A 16,690-nucleotide genomic window follows, 5' to 3' on the forward strand; every position below is an offset into this window, starting at 1 on the left:
CACCCTGGCCTGCCTTCAAATACCGACTCGAAAGCTCAACCTGGGAGCAGAAGTCCGGCATGACCGTCCTCTCCATCACCTACCCCGCCTGAACCGCCCCGCCCAGGCCCTCGGACACCGCACCCACCGCTCGCACCGGGACACGCCGGCCGCCTGCACCTCTCTTGGCGAGGAGGGGGCTACAGACTTCGGCCGACTGACCGAATGCGGGCCCGTTCGAGGCTCTGGGCATGGAGCCGGACGGCGAGGCATTCGCGGTGGGCGACGACGGCGGTGCTGCCGGGGCCGTCGGCGCTGCGGACATCCAAGGTCACGCCGTCACCGCCCGGGCTCAGGACAGTCGGCGTGCCGCAGAAGTCGCACCCCCATCGGAAGCACTCCAGGTCCTGGCCGCGCAGACTCAACCGCGCCCATGCGGGCGAGCTGTAACGCCGGAGTTGCTGGACGACAGCGTCAACCTCGGCACCGACCGGAGGGTATTCCTCGGGAAGGGCGCGGGGGTTCGCCGATGGGCTGTCGATCACGGCGGCGTCCACGGACGCGCCGATGTCCTCATGACCGAGGATCACCACGCTGATGCCCCACGGTTGATGGCTGGTCACCCCAGCCCGGACCCTCTGCCCAGGGACAAGACCGGCCCCTGCGGCATCAAATCGATGCATCCGGCCATTCTCCCGCGTCAAACGCCTGGGCTCGACTGTTGCTTGATCACGCTGAAGGTGCACGGGCCTCATGCGGTAGCGCGGCCCACGGCTCGTGGGTGCCCGCCTTCGATCCCTGCGGTCGCTGTTCCAACGCCCTCAAGTACCGGCTTCCATCACCCGGTCGGCGAAACGCAAGAGCTCGGCGATCCGGCGGTGACAATCACCTGGGTTCTCGTGCGAGAAGGAGGATCTGCTCCAGAGCCCTCCGGGGATGAGGAATTTCCCGGCGCGATCCGTACCCAGGGCCTCGTCGAGGTGAAGTAGCCCGCCAAGGACCCAATTCTGGTCGTAATAGCAGTCGCGCTGCGGGAGGTACCGATCCAGGTACGCAGTCAGAATGTCGGCGTCCTGGGACTGCCCGAACCGGGTGATGGCGAAGCTGTAGCCCTGACCGGCGTAGACGAGGTCGCTTTCCAGAAGCAGATCAGCCAGGACACCCCGGAACCGGGTGCGCCGGTCGAGCCCGATGAGCCACGCGGCGGTGAGCCGCTCCCGCCAGCCGGCGAAATCTCCTGGCGCGAGCATGACTTCGAGCTCGACATCGGTGATCTGCCGAGCGTCGCGGCCCAAAGCCCTGAGGAACTCGACTCGTTTCCGATGAGGCAGAGCAAGGAAGTTGCCATGGAGAAGCTCGAGATAACGACCGGTCTCGGACTCTGTTGTGCCGATCACGTAGCGCTCAATGATCTCAAGCCCTGGATCACCCATCGGATCAGTCACGGACGCATCCTACTGACGACGGTTTTACAGCGGAACGACGTTCCCGACCACGTCAGACCTTGCCTCACATGCATATTCTCGCCTGTCCACATCGGCCAGTGCGGCCTGGACGAGGTCCGAAGGGTACTTCTGAGACCTGGTGGATGGACCCCATCAACCTAACGGTCAACGATGTGACGAATTGCGTCGGCCGGGACCGGAACGGCGTCAACTGCATTCAGTCCGGCCGGGGGAATTATAACTATTCCTGGCTGACGGCAACCGGCTGGTTCGAAGTCGCGGACAATTTCCAGAATCTCCAGGCTGCACTGACCACAGGTCGGAGTCGTATGCGCATTACGCGAACGGCTCGTTCTGGGGCGTTGCCGTCCCCGCGCCCACGTATATTATCCAAGGAACGTCGTGCAGGGCTGGTGGGACGGAAACCTGACCGGCCTCACCGATTCATATGCGGGCTCCGGATGCAGTTTCCTGCTGTCTCGCCATTACAGGGTCATACGCACCTATGATTAGTGTCAGCCTGTGGAGTCGCGAAAGACTCCGCGAGAGACGGGTGATGGGGATGATGAGCCGATGAGTCCCGAAAGACGCTGGGTCGTCGCAGGGGTGGCCCTCGCTCTCGCCGGAGCCTTGTTCACGCTCATCATCCCGGTTTACGGAATCAACAATCCCACAGGAACTCATGCGTCCGACATCGACTGGACGAACGGCCTCCCGCTCTTCATTCCCGTCGCCATCTCAGCAGTCCCTCTCACCGTTACGGGCAGGTACATGAGGTGGGCCACAACCTTGACTGCAATCTGTCTGGGCATCTGGTGCGTCCTCGGCCTCGCATCGGTCGGCATCTTCTACGCCCCCGCGTTTGTTTGCACGGTCGTCGCTGCCGCCCTTGCCAATCGAGGCCGACAGGCGTGACTCCGTGCGGGCCGCAGAGGAGATGGTCTTGAGCTCTCCGGCGAGCGCGCCGAGCACGAGGCTGTCCGGCCGCGGGACGTCGCCGTGGCCGACGTCGAGCAGGAGCAGGAAGCGGACGGGGGTGGTGGGCAGTTCCATCGGGCCCGCGTCGGGTGGGCGCGGCTCCTCGTCGTGCCGTCCTCCAGAGTTGCCGTAGGGCGCCACCGTCGATCGCCCATTCGGCGCCGGCTCGATGCCCCGAACAGCAGCCCCCACCCCTCGAGGTGTTCGACGGCGCTCTCCAGGAAGTAGCTCGCGTCCAGGATTGCGGCTGCCGAACATTCCATCCGTTCAGGTCAAGCGGCATGTGAGTACTCGTGGAGGGCGCCGCCGAGCCGGTCTCTGCGCCTGCCGAAGTTACGTCCACCCGGGTCATGCCCCTGTTCCTGCGCCTGCCGATAATCACATCCGCCCAGGTCATGGCCATCTGGAAGCTTCACGGCGCGGCGCGAGCACCAACCACCGGGAGAGGGCGAACGCATACGGCATGATGATCGGCCGTGCTCCTTCGTCTGGCCTGTCTCACCGTCACGAACACGTTCGCCGCGCTGTGACTGCTACCCATGAGCGATCGAGACAAGGACATCGAGATCCTCGCCCTGCGCACCAGATCACCGTCCTCGCACGCCAACTCGGCGCCGACACCGAACTCAGATTCGCTCCCGAGGACCGGGCCCATCTCGCCGCACCCCTGACCTCGCTACCCCGCGAGGTCCTGCGCCGGCTGCGGCTACTCATCCAACCGGACATCGTCTTGCGCGGGCATGGCGATCTGACGAAAACGGCGTCATACCCGTACCTGTCGGCCGAAGCGGCCTGGCCGCCTACCCACCGTCCAGTCCATCCGCGCTCTCGTCCTACGTCCGGTTCGGGAGAACCACGGCTGGGACTACCGGCGGGTCCACGGTGAGCGCACCGCCCTCGGCAACGAGGTCACGCCGTCCACAGTGTGGGAGGAGATCCTCAAGCAGGCCGGGCTTGATCCGGCGCCCGAGCGGGCGTCCACCACGCGGGCCGACTTCCTGCGCTCGCAAGCCGACGCCCTGCCGGCCTGTGATTTCATCGAACCCACCACTTTGAACGGGCAGCGCCAGTACATCCTGGCCGTCATCCAAGCGATTACGAATCTGGTGATGGATCTGAACGACGCGGGCTGCCGGGCGCGCCATCTGCTCCGAGATCGGGATGGGAAGTTCCCGGAGCTTATGAACGAGATTCTCGCCGAGGCCGGCATCAAGACGGCGCTCACCGGTATCCGGATGTCGCGGATGAACTTCATCATGGAGCGGTGAGTGCAGTCGTGTCGCAACGAGCTTCTCGACCGCTGCCTCGTTCGGAACGAACGCCACCTTCGGCACGGCCTGCGCGAGTACGAACACTTCTAAACCAGCACCGGGCCCATCAAGCCCTGGACCAAGCAGCGTCGCTGCGTTCCGCCTCTGATCCGATCTCGGATCCGACGCAATCATCGACCTGAATGTACGCCGACGAGACCGGCTCGGTGGCGTTCTCCACGAATACTCACATGCCGCTTGACCCCTGAACGTATGGAATTTTCGGCAGGCGCACAGTGCGCAGCGGAACCGCTTGGTCCAAGGCCCGCGCCGGGTCTCCCGAACCCCGCGGCGGCGGGCTGTGCCCCTGCCGATCGGCTCCGACTCGTTCAACGACGGCAGGGTCCACTCCGTCGTCGGCCGCGTCGTCCGCGACCTGCGCTGACCCCGTCAGCGCGACAACGACTGCAGTGACCCGGCGATCCAGTGCCCGGCCCAGCGCTTGATCTTGCGCAGCGCCTCCGGCCGGCTCGCCGCTCGGTCGAGCCGGTAGTACAGCCGCGGCGGCATGTACGACAGCAGCGGCGAGTGCCGCTGGCCGAGCAGCGCGAACATCTGCGCGGGCTCCAGGCGCAGGTAGCGCGGCAGGTCCTCGTAGAATCGCGCGCTGTAGCGGGCGGCGCTCTGGACCGGCAACAGCGCGGCCTTGCGCTCCCGCTCGTAGGCCGCGAGCGCGGGCGCCAGGGCGGGGTGGCGCTCGATCGCGCCGGCCAGCGCGATGGCGTCCTCGATCGCGAGCGTGGTCCCGGCACCGATGGAGTAGTGCGTGGTGTGCGCGGCGTCGCCGAGCAGGACGAGGTTGCCGCGGTGCCAGGAGCGGTTCGTCACGGTCTGGAAGCGCAGCCACTGCGCGACGCCCTGCCCGCGCCCGATGAGCCGATGCCCGTCGAGCAGGTCGACGAACAGCTTCTCCAGCAGCTCCAGGTTGCCCGCCTCGTCGGCGCGGTCGAGCCCGAGCCCGCGCCACGTGGCGGGCGTGCACTCGATCACGCAGGTGCTGCGCTCGTCGTCGAAGCGGTAGCCGTAGCACCAGATCCAGCCGTGCTCGGTCTCCACGAAGGCGAAGGTGAAGGCGTCGAAGACCCTGGTGGTCCCGAGCCAGATGTAGGTGTTGCCCCCAGTGGCGACCTCGGTGCCGAAGTCGTGGCGGCCGCGCAGCGGGCTGTTCACCCCGTCGGCGGCCACCACCAGGTCGGCGTCCGGGACCTCGCCGAGGATCTCGCGCTCGAACTCCACCCGCACGCCGAGCGCGATCGCCCGGTCGGCCAGGATGCCGAGCAGCCGGTGGCGGCCGATTCCGAAGCCCTCGTCGCCGCGGTGCGTGGTGGTGCGGCCGCCGATGAGGGCCATCCCGTCATGCCACCGCACGGACGCCTCGCCGATGGCGCGGGCCGACTCGGGGTCGCTCTCGTGCAGCCGGTCGAGCAGGCTGCCCCAGTACGTCACGCCCCAGCCGTACGTCGAACCCGCCGGATAGCGCTCGAAAACGGATATGTCACACGAAGGATCGCGCAGCTTCATCAGGATCGCGAAATACAGGCCAGCGGGCCCGCCACCGACACAACTCACCTTCTGTACTTCATTTGGCACAGAGTAGTTATACGCGCACCGTGCGCCACCGTGCGCGCTACGCCACGCCGGACCCGAGCCGGCTGTTCGCACGGATCGACGAGCATCAGTCGGGGTGATGGCGCTCTACGCCTGCCGAAAATTTGTATCCATGCAGTTCAAGCGGCATGTGAGTACGCGCCTGCCGAAGGCTACGTCCGTACAGTTCAAGCGGCGTGTGAGTTTTCGTGGAGAATTCCGCCAGCCCGACGGCAACCGCCTGCACCCTCAGCACGTCTCCGACCAGTTCCTGTGGCTGGCCTACCTGGCCGGCCTGCCACCCATCCGGCTGCACGACCTCCGCCATGGCGCCGCCTCGCTGATGCCGGCGGCCGGGGTGGAGATGAAGGTGGCGCAGGAAACACTGGGCCACACCTCCAGCACGTTCACCGCCGACACCTACACCTCCGTCTACCCCCAGGTGGCCACCGCCGCGGCCGAGAAGACCGCCGTCCTGCTGTTCGGCAAAGAGGACCAGGCCGAGACCGGGAGAGTCGTCTCGTCGAGGAGCTGGCAGTCGGATTAAGCATCCGGCCCCGCTTTCGCCGCCTGCTCGCGGCGAGGCGGGGCGGTATCCGGTCCTGATGATGCGTGACGGGGCGTACGAGCGCCCACCGAGCACGGCGGACACCCTGACGCGAGCATTGCGGTCTCGCCACACCCCGAGTCCTCCGCCGCAGAACACGGCGGGAACCACGTACGCCTTCGAGCGCGATTCAGCGAGTAGCGGCGTAGGCGGCGAGGATGTGCCGGACGACCGTGTCGGGACGGGACATCATCACCACGTGCGAAGCGCCGGGGACCTCCTTGATCTTGCCGCCGGCGCGCTTGGCCATGAAGCGCTGGACGGCGGGCGGGATGACGTTGTCGGCGGTCGGAATGACGAACCAGGACGGCACACTCTTCCACGCCGGGACGCCGCTGTGCCCGGACAGGCCCTCCACGCTGCCCGGGCGCTGGGTGGCGGCCATCAGCCGGGTCTGTGAGGCGGGCAGGTCGGCGGCGAACACCTCCCGGAACTTGGCGGGATCGATGTAGCCGTCCGTCCCGCCCGGGTGGGGGCGCGCCACAAGCGCGGGGGGCAGTTTGCTGCCGGGGAACTTCCCGGCCAGCTCCAGCGGGGTCTCGCCCTCGTCGGGGGCGAAGGCGGCGACGTAGACCAAAGCCTTGACATTGTCGTGGCCGCGGGCGGCGTTGGTGATGGCCGCTCCGCCGTAGGAGTGGCCGACCATGATGACCGGACCGGGGATGGTGTCGATGATGCTGGAGACGTAAGCTGCGTCGCCCGCCAGGTCGCGCAGCGGGTTGGCGGCGGCGATCACGGGGAAGCCGGCCTTCTGCAGGGCGGTGATGGTGGCGTTCCAGCCGGAGGAGTCGGCAAAGACGCCATGCACCAGCACGACCGTGGGCTTGCCTGTCGCGGCCGTCGCCGCCGTGGCGGAGTCTGCCGCTGAGGCGGGCGTGATGGTGCTGGTCAGGCCGAGGGTCAGCGTCATGGTGGCGAGCAGCAGGCTCAGGCCGCGTCGCTGGGAGCGAATCGTCATGGGGTTCTCCTGGAGTTCGTGCCGGTGTGGCATCGGTGATGGCACGAGCTTCCGGTGCATACCCGGAGGGACGAATCGGTCAGTTGACTGCACTGTCCTCCAGCGCGTCGCGTAGGGCGGCGCGGGAGGTGATGCCGAGCTTGGGGAAGATCCGGTACAGGTGGGCGCTGACCGTCCGCGACGACAGGAACAGCCGCTCGCCGATCTCCTTGTTGCTCAGCCCCGAGGCGGCGAGCCGCGCCACCTCAAGTTGCTGGGCTGTCAGGCCGTGGACGGCGTTGGACCGCCGGCTCACCGCCACGCCGCTGGCCCGCAGCTCCTGTTCGGCCCGCTGCTGCCAGGCGGTCGCGCCGATGGAGGCGAACAGGTCCGCCGCCCTGCGCAGCTCGGGCCGCGCCTCCCCCGGCTGAAGGCGGCGGCGTTGCAGCTCGCCGAGCGCGAGCCGGAGAAGCGGACCGCATCCAGCGCGTCCACAACCTCGCCGTGGCCGACGTCCACACCTACCACGTCGCCGTCGCGGGTGCGGACGCCCTCGTCCACAATTGCAGTAGCCGGGTGCCTGGAGGGGTCGAAAACCTTCGCGATGACGCCCGTATGGGTACGGATGACGCGTTGGACACGGCAACGAACTTCCTCGGATCCGACTACCAGGACATGGGACGGGGGCGCTTCCTCAGCAAGGACGGGGTGAGGCAGGTTCGCATGACCGACGCCGACCTTGCCCACCGAAGGCAGGATCCGCATATCAACTTCGAGACATACGAGCAGCCCATCGGCCCTGGCGTCCGAAGCGGTCCTCCGGCCGAGAACATCCACATCTTCCTACCCGAGGAGCCAGGGTGGCACTAGTTAGAGGAGCCAATCCGAGCGAGGAACCTGAGGCGACAACGGTCGTAATCGAGATCCGAGCCTACGATCCGGCGCGGGGCGTAGGCAGTTGGAACGAGAAGGGAACCACGCTCCGGGCCGAGGTGTTCACGGATCCTGAGCCGACAGTCGTAATCTCGGGAAATCCGGCGGGATTGACATCTCTCGCCAGGCACCTCCTGACTCTTGCGCAGGAAGGTGTCCCGGACGGAAGACATTTCGATTTCGACACCTACTGCGGGTGGCTGGCAGAGGATTCCATGGCCCTGCGGCTCGAAGTGGAAAGGTAGGAGCCTCTGGGTGCGCAATCCCGGCGCGATCACTCCGTGGGATTGCGCACCACAACGAGGCTTCAGAGATGACCACTGATCAGAGCCGAGTCTGAAGCTGCAGGCTGGGTGAAGGGTGTCGATACTCCATTCACGGTCGTGAGCCGCGGGTTCGTCTCGACGTCCTGGTCGGAGCAGTGGCCTGGGTCAGGCATCCTCCAGGCTCGTGACACTCCGTCTCTTCTACATGATCTTCTGCTGCATCGTGGGTTGGCTGACGCTGCTGACCCGTCCAAGAACATGGAGATCCTCGTCCTGCGGCACGAGGTCACCGTGCTGCACCGCCAGGTCCACCGCCCAAGGCTGTCATGGGCGGACCGAGCAGTGCTGTCCGTGCTGGCCCGAGGACTGCCGGCGGTCCTGCGCGCCCACCAGTTGGTCACACCAGGGACGCTGCTGCGCCGGCACCAGCATCTGATCGCACGTCACTGGACCTACCCGCACCGGAAAATAGGACGGCCAGCGACCGATCCGGCGGTCGTGGCGTTGATCCAGCAGTTGGCGCGGAAAAAACCCTCGCTGGGGTTATGAGCGCATCCGAGGCGAACTGCGGCATCTGGGCCATCAGGTGAGCAGTGCGACGATCCGCCGGGTACTGAAACGGGCGCGCCTGGGTCCGGCGCCGCGACGTGCCGATGACCGCCAGCGTGATTTCCTCCGCGCCCACGCCGCCAGCAGGCTGGCTTGTGACTTCTTCACGGTGGGCACCGTCACGCTGCGCCGGTTGTACGTCTTTTCGTGGTGGAGATCGGCACCCGATTCGTGCACGTGCTCGGTGTGACCGCTCAGCCTGATGGCGCATGGGTTACCCAGCAAGCCGCAACCCCCTTGTCAATCTGGAGCACTGGGCCAACACGTTCCGGTTGCTGATACGGGATCGGGACACGAAGTTCACCAGCAGCTTCGATGATGTCTTCGCTGGTGACGGCATTCACGTGCTGAAGATCCCACCGCGGTCGCCTCGCGCGAACGCGTTCGCCGAGCGATGGGTTCCGCCACTACATGCCGAACATGACTAACCGTTGAGCGCACCCAAAATCTCGGGGCCACGGTGGCCGACGTGCTCGGCTTCGACGGCGATACCGGATAGAGCCCCCGTTCCGCCGGGTCTTCCGCTCAGCAGCGGGGAGCTGCTGACCAGGCTCGATGCGATCGGATATGCCCGGTAGCAGCTTCGTTGACGGCAGGCCGATTCAGCGGATCCGCCTGGCCGCCCTACCGCCCAGGTGCAGGAACGCGACCTCACCCGCGTCGTCTCGCAGGAAGCGGCCGACGGCACGCTGCGGGTCGGCGGCGATCGTCACGTCGTCACAGCCCTCGACCAGCGCGAGCGGCATGTCGGGCATGCCCTCCACACCCGCGGCCACCAGTTCGGGCCGCAGCACGAATCGCGCCGTCAGACCCTCGTCGACCTCGAAGGTCCACTGCCCCGCGTCGTAGCTGCCCGCGTACTCCGGCGCGGGTTCGCGCAGCGCCAGCCGTACGGCCTGCGGCTTGGCGTCGAGCAGATGCTCCAGGCACCAGTCGGTCACCAGCTTGCCCAGCACCTTGCCGGGCGCGGAGTTGGTGAGCGTGGTGACGGCGAAGCCGCGCTCGGGCACCAGCACGAACGTGGACAGCTGCAGGTTGCCGATGTTGCCGCCGTGCGTGACCAGTCGCACGCCCGCCTGCTCATCCAGCAGCCACGGCAGCCCGATGCCGGTCCATGGCACGCCGACCCGGACGTGCTCCGCCTGCATCAGCTCCCTGGTGGCGGCTCCGACCGGCTCCTCGCCGCTCGCACCCAGGTGGAAGGCGGCGTAGCGGAGCTGGTCGCGCACCGACGACACCAGCCCGCCCTCGGGCATGCCTTCGCGGAACAGCCCCCACGTGTGCGCGACCTGCGGGCCGTCCTCTCCTACGGCGTGCCCGACGGCGTGCGACCGCGTCGCGGCCTCCCAGGGGAAGAAGAAGCTGGAGCTCATGCCCAGGGGTTCGAGCACGATCCGACGGACCGCGCTCTCGTACGGCTCGCCGCACACGACCTCGATGGCCCTGCCGAGCAGCCTGAACCCGGCGTTGTTGTAGGAGGCGAGCGCGTCGGGCGGGAAGAGCTGGGGCAACTGGTCGTAGGTGCCGATCGAGGCGGCCAGCGCGCCGGTGTCCCAGCTCTCGCCGTCGTCGATATCGCCGAGGAATCCGCCGGTGTGGGTGAGCAGGTGCCGGATGGTCAGCTCGTCGGCGGCCCGCTCGTCGGCGAGCCGGAAGCCGGGCAGATACTGGCGCACGCGCCCGTCCAGGTCGAGCCGACCGCGCTCGACGAGGTGCATGATCGCTGTCGCCGTGATCGTCTTGGTGGTCGACCCGATCTGGAACAGCGTGTCGCCCGTCACGGGGGCCGGCGCGTCGACGCTGGTGACGCCGGTGGTGAGGACGTGGTCTGCGCCATCGAAAAGCACGCCGACGGCGGCACCGGGGACATGGAGGGATTTCGCCTTGCTGTCGAGCAGGCTCTGCAGATGGTTAAGGTCAGCCATCCGTTCATCCTGCCGACAGCGAGAGCGGTGGGCTTCGTCCGCCCGCACCATTTCCGTCGCGCTGTTCGTCCAGGAGTTAGGGACGCCTGAAGGGTTTCAATACTCTGTGCACGGTCGTAAGCTGCGGGCTTGTCTCGGCTTCCTGGCCGAAGCAGTGACCTGGGTCAGGCATGCTCGAGGCTCGTGACGCTCCGTCTCTTCTATCTGATCTTCTGCCGCATCATGGGCTGGCTGACGCTGCTGCCCCCGTAGCGACGCGTCCAAGGACATGGAGATCCTCGTCCTGCGGCACGAGGTCGCCGTGCTGCGCCGGCAGGTTCGCCGTCCAAGGCTGTCATGGGCGGATCGAGCGGTGCTGTCCGCGCTGGCCCAGAGACTGCCGAAGGCGTTGCGCGCCCACCGACTGGTGACACCAGGCACACTGCTGCGCTGGCACCGGCGTCTGGTCGCGCGTCACTGGACCTACCCACACCGAAGGATGGGACGGCTTGCGACCGATTCGGCGGTCGTGGCGTTGATCCAGCAATTGGCGCGGGAGAACCCTCGCTGGGGCTACGAGCGCATCCGTGGCGAACTCCGGCATTTGGGCCATCAGGTGAGCGGTGCGACGATCCGTCGGGTCCTGAAGCGGGGGCGCTTGGGTCCGGCGCCGCGACGGCCGATGACCGCTGGTGTGATTTCGTCCGCGCCCACGCCACGAGCACGCTGGCGTGTGACTTCTTCACGGTGGATACCGTCACGCTGCGCCGGTTGTACGTCTTCTTCATGGTGGAGGTCGGTACCCGGTTCGTGCACGTGCTCGGCGTGACCGCGCACCCTGATGGCGCTTGGGCGGCCCAGCAAGCCCGTAATCTTCTCGCCGATCTGAAGGACCAGGCCAGGACGTTCCGGTTCCTGATTCGGGATCGGGACACGAAGTTCACCAGCAGCTTCGATGATGTCTTCGCTGGTGACGGCATTCAGGTGCTGAAGATCCCGCCGCGGTCGCCTCGCGCGAACGCGTATGCCGAGCGATGGGTCCGCACCGCCCGCACGGAATGCACCGACCAGCTGCTGCTCTTCAGCGAACGGCACCTTCGCACGGTACTGGACGAATACGTCGATCATTACAATCGCCATCGGCCGCACCGCTCCCTGGCCCTCCGAGCTCCCACCGAAGATGACTCCGACGTGATCCCGCTGCCGCTGGGCCGGATCGAGCGTCGTCACGTTCTCGGCGGGCTGATCAACGAGTACCAGCGCGCTGGCTGACCAACGGATGCAGTCATGAAGAGGCAGGTCAGGGCCTTGGGCCGAGTTTGACACCCTTCACGCCAGCCGCAGCTTCGGCCTGACCGTCGAGTGCGCGCCCTCGGGCGACCTGCAACGCTACGACAACGGCAAACCCGTCTTCAACGCCCAGGGCAAGCCCGTGCTCGTGCCCGGAAAGGTGGACGCGTACCGGTTCCTCACCTTCTACCTCGGTGAGAGCAGCGCCAACTTCGACGACTTCTACAACAAGGTCGTCGACCCGATGTGGCTGACCAACAGCAGCGAGGCCAACGCCGCCGCGCTGCGTCAGGCTCGCCAGTCGGTCGCCAAGCCGCCCTGCTGGCGGGTCATGCACCGGGTCACCTACATCAGCCGGGTGCTCCCGCCCGTGCCGCCGCCCGGCGCGCCGCCGCTGGAGAAGGCGATCAGGGCGGAGAACATCGACAGCAACTACGAACTGATCCAGCGCCTGGACCCCTACGTCCGCACCTCCGCGACCCGCGCGTCGGACCTGGCCGTCGCCACCCGGGCGGCGCTCGCCGCGCGCCTGCCCGAACTGCTGCCCCACGCCGACGACGTCATCGCCTATCTCGCCCAGTACTACGGGCTGGACCTCTGAATCCCGTCACCTGCCGCCCCGCCCGTCCCGAGGGCGGCAGGTGACGTCTCCACAGCGGCCAGGCACCGGGCGCATCGGCGCGCGGGCAAGCCGTCGTGGCGTCGGTTCCCCCGACTCCGGCCAGGCGCCCGTCGCCGCCTTGGCAGAGGGATCGCCACGTCGGCGTTCCGAGGTCTCCGTCGTGCCCTGCTCCCCTTCGCCGGAGGAGACCTGTCCCACCCGATCCAGCGGCGCATTCCCCTCCATCGACAGGAAGGTGATCATGGCATTGAAAGCAGCAGACCTGGCGGCACTCGGCAACTCCCCCATCACGATCCGGTCCGGGGCCTTCCACAGCGTGTATCTCCGCATGGACGGCCGAGCGGTCACCGCCTTCAGCAATTCCGGCGGTGGAACGGTCAACTGCCAGTACGGACCCACGAGTTCGTCGGAGAGATTCCGGGTCCGCCGCCAGGCCGACGGTTCGGTCGCCCTGGAATCGGTCGCCTTCCCGAACGTGTACCTGCGCATGGACGGCTACCTCGTGAACGCGTACTCGACCGCGGGAAGCGGGACGGTCAACTGCCAGTACACCGGTGACGGGCCGAGCGAGATGTTCGTCCTGGACACGGTGGACGAACAGCGGCTCGACTTCGCGATGCAGTACCAGGAGCAGACCTACTGGTGCTGGTCGGCCACCGCGGTCAGCGTCGCGGCCTACTTCAACCCGGCCACCGCGTGGACCCAGTGTTCCATGGTCAACGCCGAGTTCGGCCTCAACACCTGCTGCGGTCCGGCCGCCTCCGACACCGGCACCTGCAACAAGCCCTGGTACACGGACAAGGCGCTGACCCGGGTCGGGTACTACCGCGACTCGCAACCGGGCGCCCTGAGCCTGGGCCAGATCCGCGCCGAACTGCAGACCCCGAGCCCGATCGGGGTACGAGTGCAATGGCGCGGCGGCGGCGGGCATGCCGTGGTCGTCCGCGGATGCTACAACTCCGGCGGGGTCGATTACGTCAGCGTGGCCGACCCCTGGTACGGCACCTCTGAGGTGCCCTATGACACCTTCCGCAACTCCTACCAAGGCTCGGGAGCCTGGGACGCCACGTACCGGACCAAGCGGTAAGGAGACCGCGAATGCCCTTGAACCTGCCCACGCCCCCGTCCAACGTGCCCGAGACCGTCCGGGCCAGGCTGCACGCCCTGGCCGCCGACGGGCGCTTCTCCACCCCGGCGTTGCGCCTGGCCCAGCGGGACCAGCTTGAGGTGTCCACGCCGCACCAGGTCTTCACGATCGGTCTCGACGACATCGCGTCCGGCGCCGGCCTGACCGCGGCCCAGCCAGTGGGCTGGCGCTACCTGATCACAGCAGGCGGGGAGGTGGTCGCCAGCGCCGAGACCGCCCAGGCCCCGGACGGCACCCCGCAACCGCCGCAGTTCAACGAGGGCCGGTTCGCGGCCGCCACCGCCGCCGCCGTCAACGCCGCGCGGGCTCTGCCGGTTCTGCAGCTGGCCGCCTTCGAGCTCCGGCTGCTCCAGATCCCCTCGCTGTACCTGATGGCGCTATGGCTGCACTCGCCGGCCACGGATCTGCTGGTACCGCTGGCGCCCTCACCTATCGGCAGGGAGGGCCAGGCCGTGCCGCCGGCGCAACTGTTCGGCGATCTCGCCCGGCAGGCCCGCGCCCGCCCGGCGGCCGCGCCTGAACAGCCCGGGGACGCTGGACCGCCCGTTCCTTGATCGATGAAGCGGGATTCGGGGGCCCGGGCGGCAAGGACACGATGGGGGCACCTACGCCCGAGCCGGATCGACGCCACCCGTGCCGTCGACCGCGATCCCCTTCTCTTGTGAGCGGAGTCGGGCGACCTCCCCGGGTTCGCCGACGAGCAGTGGTTACGCGAGCGGGGCCCGTGATGGCGGGAACGGGTAGTCCTCGACGGTCATGGAGTTGTGAAGGCGCGCGCTCCTCGTGGTGAGGCGAAGGAGGGCGCGGCCGATCCCGGACGGCAGGCCGGAGATCAGCCGAGCTCCCTGCGCCAGTCCCGCCACCCCGAGTCGTGTAGGTTTGGCGCCCGGACAGCCATACCGATAGAACCTTCTGCAGATCTTGGTGGCCGAGTACGACCAGTGTCACGGTGGTGCCCGCCAGGCCCAAGCACGCCATCCTGACGAAGGTCCTCGACCGCATGGAACCAGCGTGTCACGGTGTGTGTCCACGGCAGGGCATGTCCCGGAGAATCGATGCGCGCCCGATGGAAGACACCCGTTGGCGAGATGCCCGCCCGCCGTCCTTCGACCCAGACGACTACCGCGCCCGCTCAGCCGGGGCGGTGTATGAGGGGGCGAGGGCCACGGTCGAGCTGGCCTGGCCGACACCCGGGAGCGGCGTGACGTGACCGCCCCCTGCCGGCGCGGGCAAGGGCCTGCCCATCGCACTGGCCTGTGAAGTGCCGCAGGCAGACCCCGGTCAGCCACGTCCGGCATCCGCGCCGTCCGGCGCGCCGACCGCATCGTCTCTCGACGGCGGCCCGGATCGTGGAGGAAGGCAGCCACGACGAACTGCTCGCCCAGGGCGGCCGTTACGCCGGCTTCTGGAACATCTCCATGGCTTCCGCCGCGCGGGAATGAGCCCGCGGTCACCATCATGTCATCCGGGTCGATCTCCCGGGTTGCGGCCAGTCCCCGCCCGCGCCGTCGTACGGCGTGCCCGCGCAGGCGGGTCAGGTGGCGGCGCTGCTGGACGACCTCGGGCTTCGTCACGTCGCCGTGGCCGGGCACTCCAGCGGCGGCTACGTCGCCACCGCGCTGGCCGAGCAACGTCCCGACCTCGTGGGTTCGCTTGCGTTGATCAGTAGCGGCCCGAGTCCGGATGCGCTCCTGCGGCAGCCGTTCATCCGCCGGGTGCTGCTGGCCCCGCGGTTGCTGGAGGTCCTGCCCGCCCATCGTCGCTGCCTGCCCTGGCGCGCGGCGCGGGCTGGTGGGGTGGGCCCTACCAAGATGTAGCCGTCCATGCCAGTGAGCATTGGGCAGCTGGCCGGATCGTTTACTGTGATCGCCGCCCATAACGTGATGACCAGCGCCGATACGGCGCTGCATCACCATTCGGGAGAAGTCACTTCATGCGCATCACGTCCAAGCCCCTCGTCCTCGCTCTCGCCGCCGCCACCGCCGGCACAGTCCTTGCCACCGTCCCGGCGCACGCCGCCCAGGCCACGACGCCGAGCACAACCGCCTCGCTGCAGAAGGCGATGGACGCACTGGTGGATACCGGCAACGTGGCAGGAGTGCAGGCCAGGCTCACCGACGCCGGCAACCAGCACGTGCTGCGCGCCGGGACGGCCCGGATCGGCGACAGCCGCCCCGTCCCGGCTGACGGGCTGTTCCGCATGGGCAGCGCCACCAAGGTCTTCACCGCGGCCACCGTGCTGCACCTGGCCGGCGAGGGACGCATCAAGTTGGACGAGCCCATCGCCACCTACCTGCCCGGGCTGCTGCCACGCGAGAACGACATCACGGTGCGGATGATCCTGCAGCACACCGCCGGGATCCCCAGCTACACCGACATGCCGGAGTTTCCCACCGTCGGCGAGCCGTACCTGAAGCTGCGCCTCACCCGGTTCACCGACGAGCAGCTGGTGGCGGCCGCGCTGGCCAAGCCGCTGAACTTCGAGCCCGGCACGCGCTTTTCCTACTCCAACACCGGCTATCTGGTGGCCGGGATGCTGATCAAGGCGGTGACCGGTAACAGCTGGCAGAGCGAGGTCACCAAGCGCATCATCAAGCCGCTGGGCCTGCGGGACACCTCCGCTCCCACCTACTCCACCTCCATCCCCGGGCCGCACGCCCACGGCTACATCAAGAAGAGCACCGGCCAATACGTCGACATCAGCCGACTCAACCCGAGCATCGCCAGCGCCGGCGGCGCGATGATCACCACCACCAAGGACCTGACGACCTTCCTCCACAGCCTGGCCACCGGCAAGGTCCTCAAGCCCGCCCAACTCACCGAGATGAAGAAGGGCCTGTTCGTCAACTCCCAGATCGGCGCGTACGGCCTGGGCCTGAGGGTGCAGTCCACCAGCTGCGGCAAGCAGATCATCGGCCACACCGGAGGCATCCCCGGCTACCTCACCGCCGCCTACACCACCCCCGACGGCCGCACCACGCTGGCCCTGTCGATCAACGAGAAGCAGCCGCAAACCGACCAGGCTCCCTTCGAGAAGGCGATCGACGCCGCCTTCTGCGCCTGAGACCGGCCCTGC

The 16,690-nt window shown here is 67.7% G+C and carries 18 protein-coding genes and 1 pseudogene; 12 read left to right on the plus strand and 7 right to left on the minus strand.

Going from position 1 to position 16,690, the window contains the following annotated elements; translation table 11 throughout:
* Positions 1 to 179 precede the first annotated feature (179 nt).
* The 3 genes from ABZ459_RS21535 to ABZ459_RS21545 all read right to left on the minus strand — a co-directional run bounded on the left by ABZ459_RS21535 (position 180) and on the right by ABZ459_RS21545 (position 2,477).
* A complete protein-coding gene (locus ABZ459_RS21535; RefSeq protein ID WP_357972700.1) occupies positions 180 to 602 on the minus strand; it encodes a hypothetical protein in 423 nt (140 codons plus the stop codon).
* 198 nt (positions 603 to 800) lie between these two features.
* Complete coding sequence (locus ABZ459_RS21540; RefSeq protein WP_357972703.1) at positions 801 to 1,424, minus strand: DUF6000 family protein; 624 nt, start codon at positions 1,422 to 1,424, stop codon at positions 801 to 803.
* A gap of 738 nt (positions 1,425 to 2,162) precedes the next feature.
* A complete protein-coding gene (locus ABZ459_RS21545; RefSeq protein ID WP_357972706.1) occupies positions 2,163 to 2,477 on the minus strand; it encodes a hypothetical protein in 315 nt (104 codons plus the stop codon).
* 848 nt (positions 2,478 to 3,325) lie between these two features.
* On the opposite strand from ABZ459_RS21545, the gene ABZ459_RS21550 reads away from it, so the two are divergent.
* Positions 3,326 to 3,670, plus strand: a complete 345-nt coding sequence (locus tag ABZ459_RS21550) for a hypothetical protein (protein ID WP_357972709.1) — start codon at positions 3,326 to 3,328, stop codon at positions 3,668 to 3,670.
* 432 nt (positions 3,671 to 4,102) lie between these two features.
* Here the strand turns inward: ABZ459_RS21550 and ABZ459_RS21555 are convergent, their stop codons facing one another.
* A complete protein-coding gene (locus tag ABZ459_RS21555) occupies positions 4,103 to 5,158 on the minus strand; it encodes an FAD-dependent monooxygenase (protein WP_357972712.1) in 1,056 nt (351 codons plus the stop codon).
* 340 nt (positions 5,159 to 5,498) lie between these two features.
* Here ABZ459_RS21555 and ABZ459_RS21560 point away from each other — a divergent pair, with 340 nt between their 5' ends.
* On the plus strand, positions 5,499 to 5,846 hold the full coding sequence (locus ABZ459_RS21560) for a tyrosine-type recombinase/integrase (RefSeq protein WP_357972715.1): 348 nt from the start codon (positions 5,499 to 5,501) through the stop codon (positions 5,844 to 5,846).
* A 190-nt stretch (positions 5,847 to 6,036) separates the two neighbouring features.
* On the opposite strand, the gene ABZ459_RS21565 is transcribed toward ABZ459_RS21560, so the two are convergent.
* Both ABZ459_RS21565 and ABZ459_RS21570 read right to left on the minus strand, forming a co-directional pair.
* Positions 6,037 to 6,864, minus strand: coding sequence for an alpha/beta hydrolase (locus ABZ459_RS21565; protein ID WP_357972718.1), 828 nt, complete (start codon positions 6,862 to 6,864; stop codon positions 6,037 to 6,039).
* A gap of 79 nt (positions 6,865 to 6,943) precedes the next feature.
* Positions 6,944 to 7,159, minus strand: a complete 216-nt coding sequence (locus ABZ459_RS21570; protein WP_357972722.1) for a helix-turn-helix transcriptional regulator — start codon at positions 7,157 to 7,159, stop codon at positions 6,944 to 6,946.
* A gap of 188 nt (positions 7,160 to 7,347) precedes the next feature.
* Between ABZ459_RS21570 and ABZ459_RS21575 the strand changes: the two genes are divergently transcribed.
* The 3 genes from ABZ459_RS21575 (at position 7,348) to ABZ459_RS21585 (ending at position 8,591) form a co-directional block, all read left to right on the plus strand.
* Positions 7,348 to 7,713 (plus strand): hypothetical protein, encoded by a 366-nt coding sequence (locus tag ABZ459_RS21575; protein ID WP_357972725.1) that lies wholly within the window; start codon positions 7,348 to 7,350, stop codon positions 7,711 to 7,713.
* Positions 7,704 to 8,021, plus strand: a complete 318-nt coding sequence (locus tag ABZ459_RS21580) for a hypothetical protein (protein WP_357972728.1) — start codon at positions 7,704 to 7,706, stop codon at positions 8,019 to 8,021. The genes ABZ459_RS21575 and ABZ459_RS21580 overlap by 10 nt, the downstream gene beginning before the upstream one ends.
* Positions 8,022 to 8,300: 279 nt before the next feature.
* Positions 8,301 to 8,591, plus strand: a complete 291-nt coding sequence (locus tag ABZ459_RS21585) for a hypothetical protein (protein ID WP_357972731.1) — start codon at positions 8,301 to 8,303, stop codon at positions 8,589 to 8,591.
* Between the two features lie 662 nt (positions 8,592 to 9,253).
* On the opposite strand, the gene ABZ459_RS21590 is transcribed toward ABZ459_RS21585, so the two are convergent.
* Entirely contained in the window at positions 9,254 to 10,576 is a 1,323-nt protein-coding gene (locus ABZ459_RS21590; protein WP_357972734.1) for a serine hydrolase domain-containing protein, read from the minus strand.
* Between the two features lie 478 nt (positions 10,577 to 11,054).
* Between ABZ459_RS21590 and ABZ459_RS21595 the strand changes: the two genes are divergently transcribed.
* The 7 genes and pseudogenes from ABZ459_RS21595 (at position 11,055) to ABZ459_RS21625 (ending at position 16,678) form a co-directional block, all read left to right on the plus strand.
* Positions 11,055 to 11,384, plus strand: a complete 330-nt coding sequence (locus ABZ459_RS21595) for an IS3 family transposase (protein WP_357972815.1) — start codon at positions 11,055 to 11,057, stop codon at positions 11,382 to 11,384.
* Positions 11,303 to 11,827, plus strand: a complete 525-nt coding sequence (locus ABZ459_RS21600) for an integrase core domain-containing protein (protein ID WP_357972737.1) — start codon at positions 11,303 to 11,305, stop codon at positions 11,825 to 11,827. The genes ABZ459_RS21595 and ABZ459_RS21600 overlap by 82 nt, the downstream gene beginning before the upstream one ends.
* Positions 11,828 to 11,987: 160 nt before the next feature.
* Positions 11,988 to 12,446 carry a hypothetical protein gene (locus ABZ459_RS21605; protein WP_357972740.1) on the plus strand — a complete coding sequence of 153 codons (459 nt, stop codon included), beginning with the start codon at positions 11,988 to 11,990 and terminating at the stop codon, positions 12,444 to 12,446.
* Positions 12,447 to 12,708: 262 nt separating this feature from the next.
* On the plus strand, positions 12,709 to 13,554 hold the full coding sequence (locus ABZ459_RS21610; protein WP_357972743.1) for a papain-like cysteine protease family protein: 846 nt from the start codon (positions 12,709 to 12,711) through the stop codon (positions 13,552 to 13,554).
* A gap of 11 nt (positions 13,555 to 13,565) precedes the next feature.
* Positions 13,566 to 14,168: a hypothetical protein gene (locus ABZ459_RS21615; protein WP_357972746.1), complete on the plus strand. Its 603-nt coding sequence runs from the start codon at positions 13,566 to 13,568 to the stop codon at positions 14,166 to 14,168.
* 906 nt (positions 14,169 to 15,074) lie between these two features.
* Positions 15,075 to 15,431, plus strand: a pseudogene (locus ABZ459_RS21620) (alpha/beta fold hydrolase); the annotation flags it as partial.
* Between the two features lie 116 nt (positions 15,432 to 15,547).
* Complete coding sequence (locus ABZ459_RS21625; protein ID WP_357972749.1) at positions 15,548 to 16,678, plus strand: serine hydrolase domain-containing protein; 1,131 nt, start codon at positions 15,548 to 15,550, stop codon at positions 16,676 to 16,678.
* Positions 16,679 to 16,690: the final 12 nt, after the last annotated feature.

The organism is Nonomuraea sp. NPDC005692, from assembly GCF_040631115.1.
Classification (GTDB): domain Bacteria; phylum Actinomycetota; class Actinomycetes; order Streptosporangiales; family Streptosporangiaceae; genus Nonomuraea.